The organism is Rhodopseudomonas sp. (assembly GCF_048594845.1).
GTDB lineage: Bacteria > Pseudomonadota > Alphaproteobacteria > Rhizobiales > Xanthobacteraceae > Rhodopseudomonas.
Genome location: NZ_JBMDXE010000350.1, coordinates 43,338 through 65,040 on the forward strand (window position 1 = coordinate 43,338; position 21,703 = coordinate 65,040).

Consider the following 21,703-nt stretch of genomic DNA (forward strand, 5'->3'; position numbering starts at 1 on the left):
CCACCGTGTCAGAGCCACCTTAAACGAACGCTAAGGCATTCGATGAGCGAACGGTACGGCCGGATTTGTGACTGGATCAGCCCCGGCATTCGGCACGGATGGTGAACACATGGTTTCGAAAACCACCGGGATATGGTTTCGAATTGGTAGCCAAGCGACGCGCGCGATCCCGAATGTGCTGCGACATCAATCGAATGTTTACGTCGAATCGTTTCGACGCTTTGTTTCGTGAGATTTTGCTCGAATTGTAAGTAACCGAAACACTCCGAATTCATTGAAGCAAATTAGGAAGGTGCTCGATTGCGAGACCAATCGCAACGCGGATTGGACGACGGGGTCGCGAGATGTTTTTCCTGCTTCGATTGACGTTCTGGCTCGGGCTGGTTCTGGTGCTACTTCCCCAGGACAAGACGCCCGAATCCGAAAAGCTGCCGCAGGTCGGCGCGACCGAAGCCGTCTCCGCCGCAACCGCCGCCGTGTCCGATTTCAGCCAGTTCTGCAAGCGCCAGCCGGCGGCATGCGAAGTCGGCGAACATGCCGTGACGGTGATCGGCCATCGCGCGCAGGAAGGCGCGCGCAAGGTCTACAAGATGATCATCGATAAGAAGTCGAACGACCAGACCGGCTCCATCGGTGGCGAGGACTTCGCCGACGATTCGAAGATCGGCAGCGCCCCGCGCGATACGCTGGTGTCCGCCGACCTCGCCATCGAATGGCGCCTGCCGGATTCGGCACCGCCCACGAATTGAGCGCGCGGTCCAACTTTCAGACGAGCCCGGCGATATCGCTTTCGAGCGCCGGCGATCCCATATATCTGTACGGAAAGGTTCCGCTGGCGGGCCGCGACGAGCAGATACGGGTGGTCATGACGATCGACGAAATCAGGGACAATTTCGCGCTGCTGGACGATTGGGACGATCGCTATCGCTACGTGATCGAACTCGGCCGCACCCTCGATCCGATGCCCGAGGAAGAACATTCCTCCACCAACAAGGTCAATGGCTGCGCCAGCCAAGTCTGGCTGTCGCGCCGGGTGGCGCAGAACGCGGCAGGCGAGCCTGTGCTGAGCTATCTGGGGGACAGCGATGCGCACATCGTACGTGGCCTGATCGCGATCCTGCTGACGCTGGTGTCGGGACGTACGCCGAAGGAGATCCTGGCGGCCGAACCCATCGCCGTGTTCGATGAGCTCGGCTTTCGCGAGCACCTGACCCCGCAGCGTTCCAACGGTCTCCGCTCGATGATCGAGCGGATCAAGGCCGACGCGCACGAGGCGCTCGCGGCGTCAGCCTGACCCCTACCCCACGACGAACTCCGCGCCGTCGGCGAGCCAGCTCCGAAGCTTTGGATTGGCAGAGCCTGTGGTCGGCGCAAGACCGTAATGGCGCGCCAGTCGATCCAGCGCGAGTTGCAGCACCACTTTGGCGGAACGCGTCGGCCAGCCGCGTTCCCGCTCGACGTCCTCCAGCCCGCGCAGAAAGCAGCAGACGTCGAGCAGAATGCCGGAGAATTCCGGCCCACAAGCCGCGATCGCATTCTGCACTCGCTGCCGCGAAGCCACCACCAGATCCGTCATCTCCCCGGCCCCGCCGCCCCCCGAGCGGCCGGTAGGGGCGCCCCAGTTCGAGGTGACGCGCGGCGTGAGGTTCCCTCGGGTGAAGTCTGAGCGCAGCCGCTCTCCGGCGACGAACTGATGCGCGCTGATCAAGCTGCGCCCATCTCGCCCTTTGCGGCGGGCCAGCCAAGCCAGAGGACTTTCGCTATCGTCGACGATGACGCGCGCCAGCCCCTCCTCCGTCATGATTTGACGTTCTGCGAGCGACAGATGCTGGGCGCGGAAGTCGCCGATCTCGGCGCTATCTTGGGTGATCGATTTGGATGCGGGCCTGCGGCGCTTCATCGGGCGTCTCCCGCTGCGCGCCAGCCGAAATGGGCAAGGCTCGCTGCGCTGACACCGAGCGATTGAAATGTGGTTTTCAGCAAACAAGCGGCGATCGACCGCGGGACTGACATCGACATTGGAGCAACCCTATCTGAGATTCCCTTTATAAGGAATATATTCTCAGATCGAGATCGTCAGATCAATCCCCGAAGCACGCATGTTCGGATTTTTTTCCTCAGAAAGCAACGTCGTTATTTCGCGCGAACGAACGCGTCGCGATCGGCGGTCAGCTTTCACGGGAGCCGATCTCTCTTTCCGAAGCGTCGAGTGTCCGCATGGCGGCTCGAGCGACGGTCTCCAGCTCGGCACGGCTGGCGCCATCGCGAGCGAGAATCGACATTCCGGCCTGCACCGACTGCAAAAATCGAGCGAGCCCAGCGACATCCAGGCTGGCAGGCCACTCGTTGTCCCGCACTCCCTGGCTGAGACGAGCCCTCAGGCGGTCGAAGGTCACAGCGCGGGCTGTCCGGACAAGCTCGCCAAGTTCCGAATGCCCTTCGCTGCCCACCGCCGACAGCGTCACCATGCAGCCGAGCGGATGGTCGGCGAGCGAGCCGGTCAATGCGGCGGCCGAATCCATCAGATAGGCGGCGATCGCCTGCCGCGCATTGGTGGCAGCATGAAAGCCGCCCCAAACCTCGTTCTCGTAGGTCTCCCCATAGTAGCTCAACGCCTCCGCGTAGAGCGTGTCCTTGGAGCCAAACGCGGCGTAGAGGCTCGGCGCCCCGATGCCCATCGCCTCGGTGAGATCGGAAATTGAGGTCGCCTCATAGCCTTTGATCCAGAACAGACGGGTAGCCTCCGCCAACGCGGCACGACGGTCGAACGCGCGCGGCCGGCCGCGGGGCTTGGCGCCTTTCACTGCACTTGGGATTTTTCCGGACTTCTGCATCGGTCACTATATAAATGGCTTGATCCGCCCCGCCAATCTGCCTACGTATTTATATATCGATCATTACAAAAATAGGTGGACGATGAGTGAACTGGCAGGCAAACGGGCGCTGGTGACCGGCGCATCGCGAGGGATCGGAGCCGGCATCGCGCAGGCGTTGGCGCACAAAGGAGCCGACGTTGCGATCACCTACGAGCGGTCCGCCGACCGTGCCGCCGAAGTTGTCCGCGCGATCGAAGTCAAGGGGCGCCGCGGGATCGCCATCCGTGCCGACAGCGGCGATCCGGCGGCGGTGCAGCGCGCCGTCGATGAAGCGGCGGCGCAGCTCGGCGGCCTCGACATTCTGGTCAACAATGCGGGCATCGCCCGGGCCGGCGCCGTCGCCGACATCAGCCTCGCCGACATTGATGCGCTGCTGAACGTCAATGTGCGCGGCGTCGTACTCGCCACGCAGGCGGCGATTCCCCATCTGGCTGATGGCGGCCGGATCATCTCGATCGGATCGACCCTCGCCGAACGCGTGCCGTTCGGCGGCTCGACGATCTACGCGATGACGAAGTCTGCCCTGCTCGCCTTCACGCGCGGCCTTGCGCATGAAGTTGGGCCGCGGGGCATCACCGTCAACCTCGTCCAGCCCGGCTCGATCGATACCGATATGAATCCAGCCTCGGGCGAGCAGGCGGGCGGCCTTCGCGCCCTGACTGCACTCGGTCGATATGGCACTGTCGATGAAATCGGAGCCGCGGTCGCGTTCCTCGCGAGCCCGGCCGCGAGCCTGATGACTGGCTCTATGGTGACGGTCGACGCAGGCTTCAGCGCCTGACCGATCGAGCTCGCACCGCGGCTCACTTGCCGCGGCGGCGACGCTGTTGGCCAAGTCCCATTTTCTTGGCGAGCTGCGAGCGCTCGACCGCGTAGTTCGGCGCGACCATCGGATAGTCCGCCGGCAGGCCCCACTTCTCGCGATATTGCTCGGGCGTCATCTTGTACTGCGTGCGGAGATGGCGCTTCAGCGACTTGAAGCGCTTACCGTCCTCGAGACAGATCAGATATTCCGGCGTCATCGACTTCTTCAGCGGCACGGCGGGCTTTGCCGGCTCCACCGCCGGTGCCTCCGCCCGCCCCATCGAGAGCTTTTGCAGCGCGGCGTGAACCTGCCCGATCAGGCTGGGAAGATCTGCCGCAGGAGTCGGATTGTTGCCGACATAAGCGGAGACGATTGTCGCGGTCAGTTCGATGAAGCTCTTGGCCGCGGGGTCGCTCATGGGAATTCCAATCGTCTTGGACCGGTCGCGGATTCTCGCGCCAGTCGAATCTTGTCTGCTGCTCGAACGATGATCGGCAGGCCGCGCGCCGAACGCAACACAGACCTTGCCTGAACCTGACTGTATTTCGCGCTCTCGAGTGGATGCAAGTAGACCAACAGATTAACCGCGCTGGTCGAGGTGCTCCCGCAATGCGTCTATCGATTCGAAACGCATCATGCCTTCCGGCATCTGCGCCTCGATCGAGCCGTCGGAGTAAAGCGAGTACGCCATGCCATCGACGACGCCAGACTTCAGCACGGTGACCTCGGTCATTTCCTCGCTGCGCGGCGCGGGCGTGGGCTCCGGTAGACGAGGCCGCTCCGGCTCGGCCTCGGGAGCTTCGTCCCCTCCGCCGAGCAACGAACGGCGGCGACGCGGAGTTGCATCGCTGCGCGGACGATCCGCATCGGGCCACGCCTCGTCGAAGCTGCGCGTCAATCCCTGGGACAGCACACTGCCGTTTTCCGAAGCTTCGCTCCCTTCACTGTCGCCCCCACGCGACGCACGATCACGGCGCGAGGTCGAGAACAGCAGATTGCGCTTCTTGGGTCCCGACTCGGCCGGCGGCGGCGGCGCGACCGCGGGCTCAGGCGGTCGTGCCCGGAGACGGTCGCGCGGTGACGGCTCGTCATGCCAGGGCGCAGAGGAGGACGACGACGGCGCCGGGACCTCGGGGGACGGCGACGCCACCTCCCGCTCCGTGCGATCGCCCGGGAACAGCAGCCCCTCCTCACTGGCAGCTTCCGGGGAAGCCGAGGGCAAGGCGGGCCTGGATTTCGCTGCTGGCCTCTGCGCCGCAACACCTGCAGCCGCGGTAGCGACAGCCAAAGCGCGAATCTCACGGGCCACGAACGACAAGCCGACCAGGATCGCTCCGGTGCAACCGCCGACCACACCCGACAGGATCAAGGTGTTGCCGAAGCTGAACTCCTTGACCGGGACGCCGAACAGGATCGACGCCGCTCCAGCCAACAGGAAGACAATCCCGGCCACCAGCAGAAAAATCATCCCAAACTCCAGTCCGCCGCAGCACGCGCGGCGGTCACCAAGCCACGATAACGTCATATGATCGAGATCGGCAATCGTCGTTCCCGTTTGCAAACAACTTGTTGGCGAGTTTTCGGGCACGCGGGACTCGCCGATTGCACCTGCTCGCCTGGCATCGGGGGCCGGATCGGCAAATCATGACTGCCGCGCACGGAGCGCCTTGCTGCGACACAGTCGCAGAGCTACCGTGCATGCAACCACCACCCAACAACCGGGAGAGAAACGCATGTCGCCAGCCGAAGCCCGCCTGAAGGAAGTCCCCTCGCAGATGACGGAGGCGGAGTGGGAGCAGCGCGTCAATCTCGCCGCCTGCTATCGCCTGGTGGCACATTACGGCTGGGACGATCTGGTCGACACCCATATCTCGGCCCGCGTGCCGGGTCCCGAGCATCACTTCCTGATCAACCCCTACGGACTGATGTTCGACGAGATCACCGCATCGAGCCTGGTGAAGGTCGACCTCGACGGCAACCAGCTCAGCGACAGCCCGTACAAGATCAATCCGGCCGGCTTCACCATTCATTCGGCGATCCACGAAGTGCGGGAAGACGCCGGCTGCGTTCTCCATTTGCACACGCCGGACGGGACCGCGGTGGCCAGTTGCATGGAAGGCTTGCTGCCGCTGAACCAGACCGCGCATTTCGTCACCGGCGATCTCGCCTATCACGACTACGAGGGCGTCGCGCTCGACCATGACGAGCGGCCGCGGCTGCAACGCGACCTCGGCACCAAGAACCACATGCTGCTGCGCAATCACGGCACGCTGACGGTTGGCCGCAGCGTCGCGTCGGCGTTCGAGCGGATGTATCACCTCGAGCGCGCCTGTACGATGCAGGTTCGCACACGGATGCTCGGCCCGACCGCCTATCCGATCGAAGACCTGGCGGTCGACAAGAACCACGAGCTGATGACCAATCGCGATGCGATGGAACTGCGCTCCACCAAGCTCGTCTGGCCACCGCTGCTGCGCAAGCTGGATCGCATCGATCCGAGCTACCGCACCTGAGCGCTTCACTGAATGTCCGTCATTGCAAGCGCAGCGGAGCAATCGGCGTCACGAAATGAGCACGGATCGCTTTCGGTCTAGTACCTCCGGGAACGGCGCTGAAACGAGCACGGTTGAAAATCGGGAGGGTGATGCTATCTTTCCCGCATCACCCTCTACGCTTCTCGGAATTCAAACGCCGCCCAATCCCGGGCGGCGTTTTTGCGTCGGCATCAGCTTTGATGAAGACGAGGCCCGCGCGGCAACTGCCCGTAAATGATCAGCGCCACATAAACGAGCGCCGCCGCGAGCGTGGTGTGACCACTGAACATCACAAGCCCCAGCCCCCATCCCCACGCCGCGACGAGGACGATCAGCGCAATCAGCAACGCGAGGCCGCCGGCGATACGGAGCGCCCTGACGGTTCGGCGCGGCAGCGAGCGCCGCAGGATCTCGTGCTGCGGACGACGCGTTGCGAACGCCAGCCCGATAAATCCGGCGAGACATAGCGCCAGAACGAGCGCGTGCATCATGGCGCAGCCTCGCTGGTGGTGACGGCAACCGGAGCATGTCGAACGCTCTCGACTTTGGCATGGCCGCGCGCGCCGTGCCGCGCGGTGCGGATGGCCAGTACGGCGTGAAGCAGCGCCAGCGCCCAGCACATCAGATCGACGCCGGCGAACACCCAGTCGCCGGAAGCGAGGCTATGCCACAGCGGACGTTGCGTCGTCGCGGCGTTGAGAACCGGGACTAATGCCAACAGCGCAGCGGCCGCCCAGAGCTGCTCGACCCAGGCGGAACGGGCCGGACGCACCAACGCGTGCAACAGCGCGAGCCCCCATACGATGAAGAACACGTGGATTTCCCAGAACGACCGCCCGGCCATCGAGACCGGCAGCAGCCGGTTCGCCCATAGGAAGGCCGTCATCGCAATCGAGAGCCCGGCGATGCTGGCAATGTTCAGCCGCTCGACAAGTCGGAAGCCGAAATACGGCCGCTCCGGATCAGGCAGCTTCTGCCGGCGCTTCACCGTCCACATCACCAGCCCGGTGCCGACCATCGCGGTGCCCATTAGGCTGGCGAGGAAGTAGAGCCATCGCGTCTCCAGATCGCTGAAGCGGCCGAGATGCAGTGCATACATCACGCCACGCGTCTCCGCCGCAGCGCCGACCTGATCATGCACCGACAGCAATTTCCCGCTTACGCCGTCGAATTCGAGGTAATCCGGACTCATCGACACTCGGCCGTCGTCGCCGCGGGTGACAGCGATGCGCGCAGTGGCGTCGCCCGGATTGGAGACATTGACGCGTCCAACATGGGTCTGCGCCCACCGCTCTTGAGCCTGCCGGACCGCCGTCTCGACAGAGGCGAGCGGCGCCGCTTCACCGCTAGGCTTAGCGGGCGGCAGAAAGGGACTGAGTTCGGCAAGCAATTGCTGGCGCTCGGCCGGCGTTTTGATGGCGGCGCGCTCGCTCCACGGCATGTACAACGCCATCAGCGTGACCAGGCCGGTGTAGGTGATCATCAGATGGAACGGCAGCCCGAACACCGACAGCGCATTGTGCGCATCGAGCCACGAGCGCTGCCCCTTGCCCCAGCGGAAGGTGAAGAAGTCGGTAAAAATCTTCTTGTGGGTGATCACGCCGGCGACGATCGCGATCAGCATCGACATCGCCGCCAGGCCTGCAAGCAGCCGTCCCCAGAACGGCGACATGTAGTAGAACTGAAAGTGGAAGCGATAGAAGAAGTCGCCGCCGAGCGTGTCCCGCCCTTGGACGCGATGGCCGCTCACCGGGTCGAAATGGCCATCGCCGAAAGCTCGCCTCCCCTCGCCGCCGGGCAGCCGCCAGAATGCATAGACGGTATTGCTGCGTTCGTCGGGAAGCTTGATGCTCAACTGTGTCGCCTCAGGCGCGACGCGACGGAGTTCGTCCACCACGCGCTGCGCCACGCCTGCCGGATCGAGCGGCTGCACCAGGCGCGCCAGCTCCGGCCGCATCCACTGCGACAGCTCTTCCTTGAAGTACGACACCGTGCCGGTGAGGAACATCGCATACAGCACCCAGCCGAGCAGCAGCCCGGTCCAGGTGTGCAGGCCCGACATGCTTTGTCGGATACCACGACCGTCGCGACGCTGATTGCTGCCCGCTTTCACGCGACGCCTCGTCTCAGAAGGCCGACCATGCCAGCGGCGCCAATGCCGCGGCTGCGAACAGCAGGCCGATCCACGCAGTCGAAGCACGACGCACCGCGAATACCCAGATCACCGCGCCGGCATAGATCGCAAAGCTGGCGAGCTGCCCGGTGAGCACGGCCTGTGGCTTGCTGATTGGTAGCGCGAAGACGGCGAGGCTGAACAACGTCGCGAGACCATAGCTGCCGAACAGCGCCGCCACGATCCGTGAGACCAGCGGACCGATACGCCATGCTCGCCGGGTCAGTGCGGTCATTTCGGCGCGGCCGGCTTCGCCGCCGGGCCCGCCGGAATGGGCGGCAGCCCTTCGGCCTGCAGGAAGGTGACCGTGGTGGCGTAGCTCACCGCATCGTACTTCTCGCCGGCACGCTCGCCCGGCGTGCGGTCATTGTGGCTGACTTCCGCGACGTAAGTGCCCTTCCAGGGCATTTCGAAGCTCACCAAGCCGTCCGCATCCGTGTGAGCCTCCTTGGCCCACCCCGATTGCGTGGTCAGCGTCACCTTGGTTTTCGGCTTCGGCTGATCCTTGAACACCAGCTTGAACAGCCCTGGCTGGCCGGTCGGCACCAGATCGAGCACCAGCTTCGGCTGCTGCGCCGAAAAGCCCGTGATCAGCCGCGCGGCCGGATAGAACCAGCTTCGGACTTCCTTGTCCTGCTGCTTCCAGGTGTAAAGCGGATAGTTGGCATCTTCGGCGACGATGCTGTCCCCTGTCGCTGCGGCGAACGGCAAGGTGAAGCCATCAGCGGTTTTGCTCGCGTCTGCCTTCTGCTCGCCCTTGCCGGATACCAACGTAGCCGTGACCTTGCTGAACTTATCGAGCAGGCCGGGCGACGCTTCACGCAGATTCTCGCCGAACTCACCGAACCGAACCACGGGCTTCTGCCCGTCGGCCTGTTCGATCCAGATCTGGTGCGCCTGCGCGGGCAGCACCGAGCCGAGCACTGCGACGATCGCGAGCGAGAGTTTGTTCATCTCAACACCTCTGGGTTATGCGATCAGAAATCGAACGCGGCGGAGAGAAGATAGGTGCGTGGCGCGCCAACGGTCACATAGGTGCCGGTGGTCAGCCAGTAATTCTCGCCGGTGACGTTCTCGATGTTGAACCGGAAGGTCACGGGCTTCCCGGTGAGCTGCGTAGTAGTGTAGCGCGCGCCGAGATCGAGCCGCGTCCAATCGGGGAACTTCACCGTGTTCGCCGTCGTGAGATAGGCGCTGCCGGTGTAGATCACGCGGCCGTTCAGCGCGAAGCCGGGGATCCACGGCGTATCCCAGTCCAGACCGGCCGAGAACGTCTTGTCCGGCGTGCCGGCGGCGTCATTGCCGCGCTGGGTCGGGTCGCTCGGATTGGTCAGCTCCGGCTTGAGGAAGGTGGCACTGGCCATGCCGCGGAGGCCCGGCAGGATCAGGCCGTAAACCGACAACTCCACGCCGCGATTGCGCTGCTCGCCATCGTAGACGCGGGCGTTGGCGGCGTTGGTGATCAGGCTCGGTCGCGAGATCTGGAACACCGCCGCAGTGGTGGTGATGGTGCCCCAGTCAACCTTGACGCCGGCTTCCTGCTGCTTCGACTGATACGGCGCCAGCACCGTGCCGGTGTTGGAGAAACCGGCGCCGACGACGGTGCCCTGGCTCAGGCCTTCGGCGTAGTTGGCGTAGAGCGAGACGTTGTGCCAAGGCTTGACGACAATGCCGCCGAGCGGCGACGTCGCGCTGGCATCGTACCCGCTGGTGAACGCGCCGGTCGTGAGGCTGAAGTTGTCTTGCTTGACGTTCTGCTGCCGCACACCGCCCGTCAGCAGCACGGTATCGTTCAGGAAAGACATCGTATCGACGACCGCGACGCTCTGCAGCGTGGTGGTCAGCGAGTGCTGCGGCGAGGTGCGCGTCGCGGTGATGCTGGGCAACGGCGACGGATTGTAAATGTTAGACGCCGCGGTGTTGCCGACGATGTAGGCGTAGCCGTATTCCTGCTGATAGCCGGTGTAAACAAAGTTGAGCTTGTGACTGATGAAGCCCGTGTCGAACTGCGACCGCAGGCCGACATTGCCGCTCACGGTCTTGGTATATGAATCGTAATAGGTGTTGCGAACGGTGAAGTTGCCGAGCGCGTCGACCGGCGTCGCAGAGGTCGGAAAGGTCTGGTAGTTTGAGCCCTCACGATAGCCGACGCCCGCATAGGCGGTGAGCCAGTCGGTCAGATCGTATTCGGCCGCGGTGGCGACGGTGTTGTCCTTCTGCCGCAGCTTCGTGCCGGGGTACCAGTTGCTGCGCGCGTCCGGTGCCGCCGGAATCGTTGCACCGACCGCCGACAGGCTGATCTGCGGCCGGAAATTGTCGGTGTCGTCGTTCTGCGAGAACGCGTCGAGCGTCCAGCGGAAGCGCTCGCCGCGATAGTCAATCGCCACCGCGCCGAGGCCGCTGCGGAAATTGCCGTCGTTGATCGAAGCTTCGCCGTTGCGGCCGACGCCGTTGAAGCGGACGCCCCACTCCTTGTTGTCGCCGAAGCGCCGGCTGGTCTCCAGGTGCAGGCCGTAATTCGCCGCGCTCATGAAAAACGGCGTCAGCCGTGAGAAATCCTGATCGGTGGCGCGCTTGGTGACGACGTTGATTCCGCCGCCAATGCTGTTACCGGGCGCGATGCCGTTGATCAGCGCGCCAGGGCCCTTCAAGAGTTCGATCCGTTCGATGATCTGCGCCGGCACGCGCTGCGACGAAGCCAGGCCGTAAAGACCATTAAGACCGACGTCGGTCGCCGCGACCGGGAAGCCGCGGATCTGGAAGGTGTCGTCGAAGCCGTTGGCCCCAGTGGTGGTGCGTACCGAGGAATCGTTGATCAGCGTGTCAGCGGCGGTGCGCGCCTGCTGATCCTCGATCAGTTGCGAGGTGAAGTTGACGGTCGAGAACGGCGTGTTCATCACGCTGGTCGAGCCGAGCAGACCTAGCGTACCGCCCTGCGCCACTTGGCCGCCCGCATAGGCGGGCGCCGGCTTGCCGATGGTGCGGGTCGTGCCCATCGTGGTCGGGGGCGCCACCGGAACCGGCGGTCGCTCGGCGGTCTGTCGCGGCACAACGCGTGCGGCGCGCGGCGCTGAACTGCGGGTCCGCGCGGCCGGTGACACGCGGGCGCGCTGCTGAGGCGCATCGACGGAAACAGGCGGCAACACGCGCGTTTCCGTGCTCTGCGCACGGCTCTCCGACACGCCCACGCCAGTCAGGCACACCGACATCACGCCTGTCGCGACGCCTAAGTACCAACGGTTCTTGTTGTTCTTGAAGTAATTCACTGGATGCCCCCAGGTCACGTTGAGCGACGTGACTAGGGGATCGGCGACGGCGAAACAACGCGGCGAGTTTAGAATGCGTTTACGTTGGGGATGCAGCTGCGGCTTTAACCGTCGCTTGATTAGAACGACTCTAGCAAGATCCAGGTCGTCAGCATCCGCGATCGCGTTGCGCGAACAACTAGCCAACCGAAAATTTGAAGTTGTGCCAGCGCCTTCTATTCACACGGCGCCCTCGAGCGACATGGATGGAACCGCCTCGATCGCACACCGCGATCGATCGACGACAATTTGAGAAGCACTGCGCGCTAGTCACTGTGTGACGTTCTGCCGCGCTGCGTCAGCGCGGCGCGTCCGCGAGTGCGCCGAGAATCCGCACCCAGGAGCGGATGCCCTTCTTGAAGCTGTTGAGATCGTACTTCTCATTTGGCGAATGGATGTTGTCGTCATCGAGACCGAAGCCGATCAGCACGGAGTCGAGGCCTAGCGTCCGCTTGAAGTCGGCGACGATCGGAATCGAGGCGCCGGAGCCGATCAGCACCGCATCCTTGCCCCATTCGTCCGTCAGCGCACGCTTTGCCGCGGCAAGCGGCTTCATGTTCCAGTCGAGCGCGATCGCCGCGCCGTTGGAGTGATCGAGAAATTCGGCACGGCAGTCGCCCGGCAATCGCACCGTGACGAAGGCGCGGAACGCGTCACGAATCTTCTGCGGGTCCTGCCCCTCGACGATCCGGAAGGACACCTTCGCCGACGCTTCCGCGGCAATCACGGTCTTCGAGCCTTCGCCCGTGTAACCGCCGACGATGCCGTTGATGTCGCAGGTCGGCCGCGAGATCAGTTGCTCGATCAGAAGGCGATCATCCTCGCCGGCCGGGATCGACAGTCCGATCGGACCGAGGAAGCTTTCCGCGGTGAGGTTCAGCCCCTTCCACTGCGCCAGGATATCCGGCGGCAGGTCCTTCACGCCGTCGTAGAAGCCCGGAATGGTGATGCGACCGTGATCGTCGTGCAGGCTGCCGAGAATACGCGTCAGCACGCGGATCGGATTCTGCGCGCCGCCGCCATAGACGCCGGAATGCAGGTCGCGATTGGCCGCCTTGATCTTCACCTCTTCATAGACGAGCCCGCGCAGCGACGTGGTAATCGCCGGCGTCTGCGGGTCCCACATCCCGGTGTCGCAGACCAGCGCGAAATCTGCAGCGAGATCGTTCTTGTTGGCCTCGAGGAACGGCACAAAATTCTTCGAGCCGACCTCCTCCTCACCTTCGATCACGATGGTGAGGTCGATCGGCAATTCGCCAGTGACCTGCTTCCAGGCACGGCAGGCTTCGATGAAGGTCGAGACTTGCCCCTTGTCGTCCTGCGCGCCGCGCGCGACGATGATCTTGCGGCCATCGGCATGATCGGTGACCACCGGCTCGAACGGCGGCCGGTGCCACAGCTCAAGCGGATCGACCGGCTGCACGTCATAATGGCCGTAAAACAGCGCGTGCGGCCGCTTGCCAGTGTTGCCCTTGGCTTTTGCAACGATCGCCGGATGCCCCGCCGTCTCGCGTACCTCGGCGTCGAAGCCGAGCGAAGCAATGTCGGCGCACAAATGCAACGCCGCCTTGTTACAATCCGCCGCGAACGCCGGGTCAGCCGAAATCGACTTGATCCGCAGCAGCGCGAACAGGCGCTCCAACGCCGGATCGAAATCGGCATCGGCGTGATCGAGCACGGATTGAACGTGAGAGCTGGCGGACATGACTGTGTTCCTTGTTATGACCTGTGCTGCCGAGCGGCACGACCGTCGCGAATTTCGCCGTCATTGCGAGGAGCACCCGGATCGGCGCTTCGCGCCGTCCGAGTACAGGCTCCGCGACGAAGCAATCCAGCTCAATGCAAGACGCTGGATTGCTTCGCTTCGCTCGCAATGACGGCGAAAATCATCCATTCGAAATTCATTCTCGACCAGCCGCGAGCGCATGCGGCCTTCTGGTGATCAGGAGCACAACGCCTCCTCGAACCATGAGCCACGCAACCAACAGTGTCGATGCACATATCGTTGTTTACTTCCGCAGCATCCCGCCCAGCGTCCCACGCACGATCGAGCGTCCTACGGTGCTGCCGAGCGAGCCGCCGACCTTCTTGCCGAGTTCAGCGGCGAGACCACCGACAACGGTGGTGGCAACGGTGCGAGCGACGCTGCGCGCGACGACCTGGCCGGTGGTGAGCTTGCCGCGCGGCGTGTTGGTGCCGAACACGGTGGAGACCAGGCTACCGAGCTGGCCGAACAGACCGCCTTCCGCGGGAGCCGCATCCGCGCCCGCGGTCTTGCCTTCGAGGCGGTCCCGCAGAATTTCGTAAGCGGACTGCGAGTCGATCGCCGTGTCGTACTTCCCCTTCACTGGGCTCGCTGCGATGATCGCCTTGCGCTCTTCCGGGGTGATCGGCCCGATCCGTGCCGACGGCGGACGGATCATCACCCGCTCGACCATCGCCGGCGTGCCGTTGCCTTCGAGGAACGATACCAGCGCCTCGCCTTTGCCGAGCTCGGTGATCGCCTTGGCGGTGTCGAGCTTCGGATTGGGACGGAACGTATCCGCGGCGGCCGCCACCGACTTCTGGTCGCGGGGCGTGAAGGCGCGCAGCGCGTGCTGCACGCGGTTGCCGAGCTGCGCAAGCACGCGGTCCGGCACGTCGATCGGGTTTTGCGTGACGAAGTACACGCCGACGCCCTTAGAACGGATCAACCGCACCACCTGCTCGATCTTGTCCATCAACGGCTTCGGCGCATCGTTGAACAACAGATGCGCCTCGTCGAAGAAGAACACCAGCTTCGGCTTGTCGGGATCGCCGACCTCGGGCAGTTCCTCGAACAGCTCCGACAGCATCCACAACAGGAACGTGGCGTACAACCGCGGATTGCTCATCAGCTTGTCGGCAACGAGGATGTTGACGAGCCCGCGTCCTTGATTATCCGTGCGGATGAAATCCTTGAGCTGCAGCGCCGGCTCGCCGAAGAAGCTTTCGCCTCCCTGGTTCTCGAGAACCAGCAGCTGGCGCTGGATGGTTCCCACCGTCTGTTTGGTGACGTTGCCGAGTGCTTGCGCGGCCTGGCGGATGTCGGCGTTGACGTCGCCGTTTTCGGCAACCTTGGCGGCGATCGGCGCGATCGCGTCGAGCATCGCGCGCAGGTCCTTCATGTCGACCAGCGGCAGCCCCATGTCGTCGGCGACGCGGAACGCCACGTTGAGCACGCCTTCCTGCACGTCGTTGAGGTCGAGAATACGCGACAACAGAAGCGGCCCCATCTCCGAGACCGTCGCGCGCACGGGATGCCCCTGCTCGCCGAACACGTCCCAGAATACGGTGCTGAACTGATCGGGCTGAAACGCCAGCCCCATGTCCTTGGCACGCTTGAGGATGAAGTCCTTGGCCTCACCCGTCTCGGCGATGCCGGAGAGATCGCCTTTGATGTCAGCTGCGAACACCGGGACGCCGGCACGCGCAAAACCTTCGGCCATCACTTGCAGCGTCACCGTCTTGCCGGTGCCGGTCGCACCGGTGACGAGGCCGTGGCGATTGGCAAGCCCGAGCGTCAGCCACGCGGGCTGATCGCCCTTGCCGATGAAGATCTGTCCATCGGTATCGCCGTTACCGGTTTCGCGGCCCGCCATCGCTCTGTTTCCTCGCGTGCAATCACCGGAGTCGTCACGAGACTCCGTGCGTCGCATATCCTGCATAATGAAGAGAACTTCTCAACGCTCATTCCTCGCAGACCAAATGCCGCGGCGACGGCGTCTCAAATCGTCCAGCTTTAATCTGTTGGTAGAGAGCTTTGGGCAAGAACGCTCTTGCAATGTTGCAACACTTGATTCGAATCCCCGCCCTGCGGCGGCTTCTCTCGCCCGCGTTGCTTGTGTTTCGAGGCGTGGGAGATCAGGATGATCGGACAAGTACAATCCGGCAGAAAACCGGCGGCGGGGGCGTAATGGATGAGTTGATTGACCGGCTGGCCGAGAAGGCCGGCCTGGAGAAAGCTGTTGCGGGCAAGAGTGTCGGCATCATCCTCAACTTTCTCCGCAATGAAGGTCCTCAAGTCCACGTCCAGGCCCTGATCGACACCATCCCCGGCGCCGAAGAAGCTATCGCGTCCGCCGACGGCTCGCGCGGCGCGCTCAGCCGTCTGATGGGCGGCGGCATCATGGCGGTTGGTACCAAGCTGATGGGCCTTGGCCTGGGCATGGGCGACATCCAGAAACTCGCTCGCGAGCTGTTCCATTTTGGTCGTGAAAAGATCGGCGCCGAGCGGATGAGCGAAATCATCTCCGGCACGCCGGGTCTCCGCCAGTTCACCTGACCATCAGTTCTCCGAGTGTCATGACATATCCCATCTCCCAGATTGACGGCATCTCCGCAGCAGCAGCCGCCAAGCTGAAATCCGTCGGCATCCGCACCACCGAAGCCCTGCTCGAAGCCGCCAAGACGACACGCGGCCGCAAGGCGCTCGCCGCCAAGACCGGGCTCAATGAACAGCAACTGCTGGAATGGGCCAACATCGCCGACTGCATGCGCATCCCCGGCATGGGCAAGGCCAAGGCGGAACTGCTGCGCGCCGCCGGCGTCAACACGCTGCGCGAATTCACCCACCGCAACCCGGCGCGGCTGGCGCAGAACATGAAAGAGGCCAATCTGCAGCGCAAACTGGTGCGCGCCCTGCCGTCCGAAAAGGAAGTCGGGCAACTGATCGAACAGGCCCGCAAGCTGCCACTGAAGATCAGCTACTAACGTCGATCGATCCGCTCTCGACAGGCGCTTGACAGCGCTGTTTGGACCGCGCAAAGCGCTGCCATGAGCGCAGCCGCCTCGACCATTGGTCCATCAACCGCAACCGCGGGGCCAGCAACGCTGCGTGCGCTGCTGGCGCGGCCGGTGGCGGCGGTGATGGGTATCCTCAACATCACGCCGGACTCCTTCTCGGACGGCGGCGATTTCATCGCGCCGGAGCGTGCGCGCACTCACGCCGCGCGGATGATCGCCGAGGGTGCCGACATTATCGACATCGGCGCGGAATCGACGCGGCCCTACGGCTCGCAGCCGGTCTCGGCCGAACAGGAATTGCAGCGTCTCCGCCCGGTGCTCGCCGCGGTCGCGGCGCTCGGGACGCCGGTGTCGATCGACAGCATGAAGGCCGAAGTGGTCGATTGGGCGCTGGGCAACGGCGCCGCGATTGCCAACGACGTTTGGGGCCTGCAGCGCGATCCGGAGATGGCACGGGTCGTCGCTGCACACGGTGCGCCCCTGGTCGTGATGCACAATCGTGACGCGGTCGATGAGAACATCGACATCGTCGCGGATATCAATGCGTTCTTTGAACGGTCGCTGGATATCGCGACACGTGCCGGCATTGCTTCGGATCGCGTCGTACTCGATCCCGGTATCGGCTTCGGCAAGACGCCGCGGCAGAGCATGATCGCGCTGGCACAGCTCGCCCAGTTCAAGCATTTCGGCCTGCCCATCCTGGTCGGCGCTTCGCGCAAACGGTTCATCAGCACGGTGGTGCCGTCGGAACCGAAGGACCGCCTTGGCGGTTCGCTCGCCGCCCATCTCATCGCCGTGCAGAACGGCGCGCAGATTATTCGCGCCCACGACGTCGCCGCCACCGCGCAGGCGCTGAAAGTTGCGCACGCGATCACGACCAGCATCGAGGACAGCCGATGAGCGACACCATTTTCATCACCGGCCTGGTGCTGCACGCGCGGCACGGCGTGATGGATCACGAGACCGAGGTCGGCCAGCGCTTCGTCATCGATCTCGAACTCGCGGTCGATCTGTCGGAATCCTCGCGCACCGACCGGCTGTCCGACACGGTGTCGTATTCCAACGTCGTCGCCTGTGCGACCGCGGCGTTCAAGGACGCCAACTACAAATTGCTCGAACGCGCCGCGGGCGCGGTGGCGGAAGCGATCCTGTCAAGTTTTTCGAAAATCAGCGCGGTCAAGATCACAGTACACAAACCACATGCGCCGATCCCGGCGATCTTCGACGACGTCGGCGTGATCATCACCCGCACGCGCGCCCATGGCTGAGGCGCTGATCGCGCTCGGCGGCAATGTCGGCGACGTCCGCGCGACGTTCGACAAGGCGATCGCCAATATCTGCGGCATGACGCAGGCTGAACTGTTGGCACGCTCGTCCGACTACACGACGCCGCCCTGGGGCGACGAGCAGCAGGACGCCTTCGTCAACGCCTGCATCGCGATCGACAGCCGGCTCGATCCGCTGTCGCTTCTGCAAACGCTCCACAAGATCGAAAAGCGCTTCGGCCGCGATCGCGCCAACGAGCGCCGCTGGGGCCCGCGCACGCTCGATCTCGATCTGCTGGCCTATGCCGACGCTGAGATCGATCGTCCCGATCTAACGCTGCCCCACCCGCGACTGTTCGACCGCGCCTTCGTGCTGGTCCCTCTGGTCGAGATTCGGCCGAACGGGGCGATCGGCGGACGGTCGTTCACGGACGCTTTGGTGGCACTGCCCACCGACGGAATCGAGCGTTTGCCGCCACGCGGTTAATGCGGCGCACAATCGTGCGTCCTGCGCCTTTTGGCCCGAAACAACCGTTTGGCATGACGCGCCGCGCGTGGCATTTTCCGCCCCAAACAAGGTTTCGTATCGGGGAGTCCGATTTTCAACATGTCTTCCGCAAGCAACGAGCTGTCGCTCGCCGCCGATTTCCCGCAGGCTGACCACGACCAATGGCGCAAGCTGGTCGACGGCGTGCTGAAGGGCGCCCCGTTCGAAAAGCTGATCAGCAAGACCCACGACGGCGTCACCATTCAGCCGATCTATTCGCGCGCCAAGGGCGCAGCGCCGATCGCCGGCCGCGCGCCCGCAGCGCCATGGGGCATCATGCAGCGGATCGACCATCCGGATGCGCGCGAGGCCAACAAGCAGGCGCTGCACGATCTCGAGAACGGCGCGACCGGATTGACGCTGGTGTTTACCGGCAGCGTCGGCGCGCGCGGCTTCGGATTGCCGCCGACCAAGCAGGCGCTGGAGACGGTGCTGGACGGCGTCCATCTCGATGCCGGCATCGCAATCGAGTTGCAGTTCGCGCCGCAATCCTGCGACCTGGTTCGTGATCTCGCCGACCTGATCAAGAGCCGCGGCACCGATCCGGCCGCCTGCAACATCCGCTTCGGTATCGATCCGCTCGGCGCCCGCGCCGTGCACGGATCGAGTTCGTCCGACTGGGCCGACATCGCAAGCGGCGTCGCGCAGGTCGCCACCGGCCTCGCTGCACTCGGCTTCAAGTCCACCGTGCTCGCCGCCGACGGCCGCGTCATTCACGACGCCGGCGGTTCGGAAGCGCAGGAACTGGCATTCGTGCTGGCCTCCGCCACCGCGTATCTGCGCGCGCTGGACGCCGCCGGTGTGCCGCTCGACCAAGCCCGTGACCTGATCTACGCGCGGCTGTCGGCGGATGCCGATCAGTTCCTGACGCTGGCGAAATTCCGCGCGCTGCGGCTGCTGTGGGCGCGTATCGAGGAGAGCTGCGGGCTGTCGCCGAAGCCGCTGTTTATCGCGGCCGAGAGCGCATGGCGGATGCTGACGCAGCGCGATCCGTCCGTGAACATGCTACGCGCCACTGTCGCCACCTTCTCGGCCGCGCTGGGCGGTGCCAACTCACTGGTGGTGCTGCCGCACACGCTGGCGCTCGGGCTGCCCGACGCCTTCGCGCGCCGCGTCGCCCGCAACACGCAACTGATCCTGCTCGATGAGTCCAATCTCGACAAGGTCGCCGACCCGGCCGCCGGCGCCGGCGGCATCGAGGCGCTGACTCAGGAACTTTGCGCTTCCGCCTGGGCGCAGTTCCAGGAGATCGAGAAAGCCGGCAGCGCCTTCGCCGCGCTGACCGCTGGCCTGATCCAGCCGAAGGTCGCCGCCACTCGCGCGGCGCGCGACAAGGCGATCGGCAAGCGCCGCGACGTCCTTACCGGCGCCAGCGAATTCCCGAATCTGCACGAGAATCCGCCGACCGTGTTGAAGCTGGCGCCGGCTGCCATTCCGCCCGCCGGTGAAGCGAAGATCAGCTTCTCGCCGCTGACGCCGATCCGGTTGGCCACGCCGTTCGAGATGCTGCGCGACAAGTCGGACGCGGCGCTCGCCGCGAAGACGGCCCGGCCGAAGGTGTTCCTCGCCAATCTCGGCACGCCGGCCGATTTCACCGCGCGGGCGACCTTTGCGAAGAGCTTCTTCGAGACCGGCGGCATCGAGGCTGTCGACAGCGAAGGCTTCACCGACCCGGCCGCCCTCGCCGCCGCCTTCAAGGCCTCCGGCGCGGCGTTTGCGTGCCTGTGCTCGTCCGACAAAGCCTACCCGGCGCACGCGGCTCCGGCCGCTCAGGCGCTGCGCCAGGCCGGCTCCAAGCGGATCTACCTCGCGGGCCGTCCGGGCGAACTGGAGGCTTCGCTCCGCGACGCCGGGGTGCAGGAGTTCATCTTCGCCGGCGGCGACGCCCTCGCGCTGCTCACCGACGCCTGGACCGAGATCGAGGCGGCATGACCGCGACCGGCAGACCAGTGCTCACCGGTGGCTGCCAATGCGGAGCGCTGCGCTTCGCGCTGACGGCCGCGCCGCTGCGGGTGACGCTGTGCCATTGCCGGATGTGCCAGAAGGCAAGCGGCGCGCCGTTTGCCTCGTTCGCCGATATCGCCAAGGACAGCTTCGCCTGGACCCGCGGCAAGCCGGCGTCGTTCCGCTCCTCCTCGATCGCCGAGCGCGACTTCTGCAAGGCTTGCGGCACGCCGATGAGCTATCGGCGGATCGCAGGCGACAGCATCGAGATCATGACCGGAACTTTTGACCGGCCGGACCGGCTGGTGCCGACGTCGCAATTCGGCACCGAGTCGCGGCTCGGCTGGGTCGGCACGATTGCAGCCCTGCCGAGCAAAACCACCAAGCAGAATTACGGACCCGAGAAGCTTGCCGAAGTGTTCAGCTATCAGCAGCCGGACCACGACTGAGCTTCGCATGACGCGTCAAACCGGCCGTGATACTATCGGCTGGAACAGAGAACGAAGAACATGAGCAAGATTCCGAACTTCGCAGACCTCGCCTTCCAGCCGACCGCCGCCCCTGCGCCCGCAGGCGAAGCCCAGCCGTGGCTGACGCCCGAGGGCATTCTGGTCAAGCCGGGCTACTCCGAGGCGGATGTGGCCGGCATCGATTTCCTCGACACCTGGCCGGGCGTCGCGCCATTTTTGCGTGGCCCCTACCCGACCATGTACGTCAACCAGCCCTGGACGATCCGGCAGTATGCCGGCTTCTCCACCGCCGAAGACTCCAACGCGTTCTATCGCCGCAACCTTGCCGCCGGTCAGAAGGGCCTGTCGGTGGCGTTCGATCTCGCCACGCATCGCGGCTACGACAGCGACCATCCGCGCGTCGCCGGCGACGTCGGCATGGCGGGCGTCGCGATCGACAGTATCTACGACATGCGCACGCTGTTCGCCGGCATCCCGCTCGACCAGATGAGCGTGTCGATGACCATGAACGGCGCGGTGCTGCCGATCCTCGCGCTGTTCGTCGCCGCCGCTGAAGAGCAAGGCGTGCCGCCGGAGAAGCTGTCGGGCACCATTCAGAACGACATTCTGAAAGAGTTCATGGTGCGCAACACCTACATCTATCCGCCGACGCCTTCGATGCGCATCATCTCCGACATCTTCGCCTACACCTCGCAGAAGATGCCGAAGTTCAATTCGATCTCGATCTCCGGCTATCACATGCAGGAAGCCGGTGCGACGCAGGACCTCGAGCTCGCTTACACGCTGGCCGATGGCGTCGAATACGTCCGCGCCGGCATCGCCGCCGGGCTCGATGTCGACAAATTCGCGCCGCGGCTGTCGTTCTTCTGGGCGATCGGCATGAACTTCTTCATGGAAGTCGCCAAGATGCGCGCGGCGCGGCTGCTGTGGGCCAAGCTGCTGACGCAGTTCAACCCGAAGAACGACAAGTCGCTGTCGCTGCGCACCCACTGCCAGACCTCCGGTTGGTCGCTGACCGCG

Annotated in this window: 23 protein-coding genes; 12 read left to right on the top strand and 11 right to left on the bottom strand. The window is 64.4% G+C overall.

From position 1 onward, the window contains the following. Positions 1–344 precede the first annotated feature (344 nt). Together ACOJTD_RS24000 and ACOJTD_RS24005 are read left to right on the top strand one after the other, a co-directional pair. Positions 345–749 (top strand): DUF5330 domain-containing protein, encoded by a 405-nt coding sequence (locus ACOJTD_RS24000; RefSeq protein ID WP_420135356.1) that lies wholly within the window; start codon positions 345–347, stop codon positions 747–749. A gap of 116 nt (positions 750–865) precedes the next feature. After that, positions 866–1,294, top strand: a complete 429-nt coding sequence (locus ACOJTD_RS24005) for a SufE family protein (RefSeq protein ID WP_420135378.1) — start codon at positions 866–868, stop codon at positions 1,292–1,294. Positions 1,295–1,297: 3 nt separating this feature from the next. Here the strand turns inward: ACOJTD_RS24005 and ACOJTD_RS24010 are convergent, their stop codons facing one another. Together ACOJTD_RS24010 and ACOJTD_RS24015 are read right to left on the bottom strand one after the other, a co-directional pair. Next, positions 1,298–1,900, bottom strand: a complete 603-nt coding sequence (locus ACOJTD_RS24010; RefSeq protein ID WP_420135357.1) for a DUF6456 domain-containing protein — start codon at positions 1,898–1,900, stop codon at positions 1,298–1,300. 268 nt (positions 1,901–2,168) lie between these two features. After that, a complete protein-coding gene (locus ACOJTD_RS24015) occupies positions 2,169–2,834 on the bottom strand; it encodes a TetR/AcrR family transcriptional regulator (protein ID WP_420135358.1) in 666 nt (221 codons plus the stop codon). A gap of 82 nt (positions 2,835–2,916) precedes the next feature. On the opposite strand from ACOJTD_RS24015, the gene ACOJTD_RS24020 reads away from it, so the two are divergent. Next, entirely contained in the window at positions 2,917–3,657 is a 741-nt protein-coding gene (locus tag ACOJTD_RS24020) for an SDR family NAD(P)-dependent oxidoreductase (protein ID WP_420135379.1), read from the top strand. 22 nt (positions 3,658–3,679) lie between these two features. Here the strand turns inward: ACOJTD_RS24020 and ACOJTD_RS24025 are convergent, their stop codons facing one another. Further along, positions 3,680–4,099 (bottom strand): MucR family transcriptional regulator, encoded by a 420-nt coding sequence (locus ACOJTD_RS24025; protein ID WP_420135359.1) that lies wholly within the window; start codon positions 4,097–4,099, stop codon positions 3,680–3,682. A gap of 162 nt (positions 4,100–4,261) precedes the next feature. Beyond that, positions 4,262–5,149: a hypothetical protein gene (locus ACOJTD_RS24030; protein ID WP_420135360.1), complete on the bottom strand. Its 888-nt coding sequence runs from the start codon at positions 5,147–5,149 to the stop codon at positions 4,262–4,264. 265 nt (positions 5,150–5,414) lie between these two features. On the opposite strand from ACOJTD_RS24030, the gene ACOJTD_RS24035 reads away from it, so the two are divergent. Then, entirely contained in the window at positions 5,415–6,194 is a 780-nt protein-coding gene (locus tag ACOJTD_RS24035) for a class II aldolase/adducin family protein (protein WP_420135361.1), read from the top strand. 212 nt (positions 6,195–6,406) lie between these two features. Here ACOJTD_RS24035 and ACOJTD_RS24040 read toward each other — a convergent pair whose 3' ends face one another. The 7 genes from ACOJTD_RS24040 to ACOJTD_RS24070 all read right to left on the bottom strand — a co-directional run bounded on the left by ACOJTD_RS24040 (position 6,407) and on the right by ACOJTD_RS24070 (position 15,313). Beyond that, positions 6,407–6,706: a DUF3325 domain-containing protein gene (locus tag ACOJTD_RS24040; protein WP_420135362.1), complete on the bottom strand. Its 300-nt coding sequence runs from the start codon at positions 6,704–6,706 to the stop codon at positions 6,407–6,409. Further along, positions 6,703–8,277: a PepSY-associated TM helix domain-containing protein gene (locus ACOJTD_RS24045; protein ID WP_420135363.1), complete on the bottom strand. Its 1,575-nt coding sequence runs from the start codon at positions 8,275–8,277 to the stop codon at positions 6,703–6,705. Before ACOJTD_RS24045 ends, ACOJTD_RS24040 begins: the two co-directional genes overlap by 4 nt. A gap of 64 nt (positions 8,278–8,341) precedes the next feature. Then, positions 8,342–8,623 (bottom strand): DUF3649 domain-containing protein, encoded by a 282-nt coding sequence (locus tag ACOJTD_RS24050; protein WP_420135364.1) that lies wholly within the window; start codon positions 8,621–8,623, stop codon positions 8,342–8,344. Next, entirely contained in the window at positions 8,620–9,342 is a 723-nt protein-coding gene (locus tag ACOJTD_RS24055) for a cobalt ABC transporter substrate-binding protein (RefSeq protein ID WP_420135365.1), read from the bottom strand. Before ACOJTD_RS24055 ends, ACOJTD_RS24050 begins: the two co-directional genes overlap by 4 nt. A 23-nt stretch (positions 9,343–9,365) precedes the next feature. Next, entirely contained in the window at positions 9,366–11,654 is a 2,289-nt protein-coding gene (locus ACOJTD_RS24060) for a TonB-dependent receptor (RefSeq protein ID WP_420135366.1), read from the bottom strand. A 337-nt stretch (positions 11,655–11,991) separates the two neighbouring features. Further along, positions 11,992–13,398 carry a M20/M25/M40 family metallo-hydrolase gene (locus ACOJTD_RS24065; protein WP_420135367.1) on the bottom strand — a complete coding sequence of 469 codons (1,407 nt, stop codon included), beginning with the start codon at positions 13,396–13,398 and terminating at the stop codon, positions 11,992–11,994. Positions 13,399–13,702: 304 nt separating this feature from the next. Continuing rightward, a complete protein-coding gene (locus ACOJTD_RS24070) occupies positions 13,703–15,313 on the bottom strand; it encodes a helicase HerA-like domain-containing protein (RefSeq protein ID WP_420135368.1) in 1,611 nt (536 codons plus the stop codon). A 314-nt stretch (positions 15,314–15,627) separates the two neighbouring features. Here ACOJTD_RS24070 and ACOJTD_RS24075 point away from each other — a divergent pair, with 314 nt between their 5' ends. The 8 genes from ACOJTD_RS24075 to ACOJTD_RS24110 all read left to right on the top strand — a co-directional run. Continuing rightward, complete coding sequence (locus ACOJTD_RS24075) at positions 15,628–15,996, top strand: DUF2267 domain-containing protein (protein WP_420135380.1); 369 nt, start codon at positions 15,628–15,630, stop codon at positions 15,994–15,996. A 20-nt stretch (positions 15,997–16,016) separates the two neighbouring features. Beyond that, entirely contained in the window at positions 16,017–16,424 is a 408-nt protein-coding gene (locus ACOJTD_RS24080) for a DUF4332 domain-containing protein (protein WP_420135369.1), read from the top strand. 63 nt (positions 16,425–16,487) lie between these two features. After that, entirely contained in the window at positions 16,488–17,357 is an 870-nt protein-coding gene (folP, locus tag ACOJTD_RS24085) for a dihydropteroate synthase (RefSeq protein ID WP_420135370.1), read from the top strand. Then, complete coding sequence (folB, locus tag ACOJTD_RS24090; RefSeq protein ID WP_420135371.1) at positions 17,354–17,725, top strand: dihydroneopterin aldolase; 372 nt, start codon at positions 17,354–17,356, stop codon at positions 17,723–17,725. Before folP ends, folB begins: the two co-directional genes overlap by 4 nt. Continuing rightward, on the top strand, positions 17,718–18,209 hold the full coding sequence (gene folK / locus ACOJTD_RS24095) for a 2-amino-4-hydroxy-6-hydroxymethyldihydropteridine diphosphokinase (RefSeq protein WP_420135372.1): 492 nt from the start codon (positions 17,718–17,720) through the stop codon (positions 18,207–18,209). The genes folB and folK overlap by 8 nt, the downstream gene beginning before the upstream one ends. A 120-nt stretch (positions 18,210–18,329) precedes the next feature. Continuing rightward, the gene (locus ACOJTD_RS24100) at positions 18,330–20,201 is read left to right on the top strand and encodes a methylmalonyl-CoA mutase family protein (RefSeq protein WP_420135373.1); all 1,872 of its coding nucleotides are present in this window, start codon (positions 18,330–18,332) and stop codon (positions 20,199–20,201) included. Continuing rightward, positions 20,198–20,662, top strand: coding sequence for a GFA family protein (locus ACOJTD_RS24105; RefSeq protein ID WP_420135374.1), 465 nt, complete (start codon positions 20,198–20,200; stop codon positions 20,660–20,662). Before ACOJTD_RS24100 ends, ACOJTD_RS24105 begins: the two co-directional genes overlap by 4 nt. Positions 20,663–20,722: 60 nt before the next feature. Next, the coding region (locus ACOJTD_RS24110) for a methylmalonyl-CoA mutase family protein (RefSeq protein ID WP_420135375.1) at positions 20,723–21,703 on the top strand (981 nt) is incomplete at its 3' end.